Source organism: Citrobacter sp. TBCS-14 (assembly GCF_005280805.1).
Classification (GTDB): Bacteria; Pseudomonadota; Gammaproteobacteria; order Enterobacterales; family Enterobacteriaceae; genus Citrobacter; species Citrobacter gillenii.
Map to the genome: position 1 here is coordinate 1 of NZ_SZWM01001164.1, position 566 is coordinate 566.

The following is a 566-nucleotide window of genomic DNA, read 5'->3' on the forward strand; positions in this document are numbered from 1 at the left end:
GATCATCACAGCAGACAGACGCTTCCATAAAAAGGCGAGTCGATGGAGGTTATTCATCAATAACAGACCTGTTAACTGTGAATGAAATAAGAAACTACGTGGTCGCCATTAAGCCACTTACCGGCGAGAAAGTACAGTAATGGCGGCATGAAGATCCCTCATTCTCATTAAGGAAAGACCGCCGAAAACCTGTCTATATTTAAACGCAGGCACTTCCACATGTAGTCCTCCGCTTTCATGTTTCATACACTGAGGGGAAGTCAAAATGGCGATGAGAATACNGAGAATACTGTCTATTGATGGCGGTGGCATCAGAGGCATCCTGCCAGGTATGCTATTAGTCGCACTGGAGAAAAAGTTACAAGAAAGAGCAAAAAAGCCAACAGCAAGAATCGCTGATTATTTCGATTTAGTTGCAGGCACCAGTACTGGTGCCATCCTCTGTTCTGCCTATGTGTGTCCCGACGCGACAGGAAACCCCAAATTTTCCGCACAGGAAGCCGTCAACTTCTATCTTCAGGACGGCGATGAGATTTTTGACGTCGGCATTTGGAAAAACATCACTT

General features: G+C 45.5%; 1 protein-coding gene. It reads left to right on the forward strand.

From position 1 onward, the window contains the following. Positions 1 to 265: 265 nt before the first annotated feature. Positions 266 to 566: patatin-like phospholipase family protein (locus FDX22_RS24575; RefSeq protein WP_186805467.1), on the forward strand; the 301-nt coding region annotated here is incomplete at its 3' end.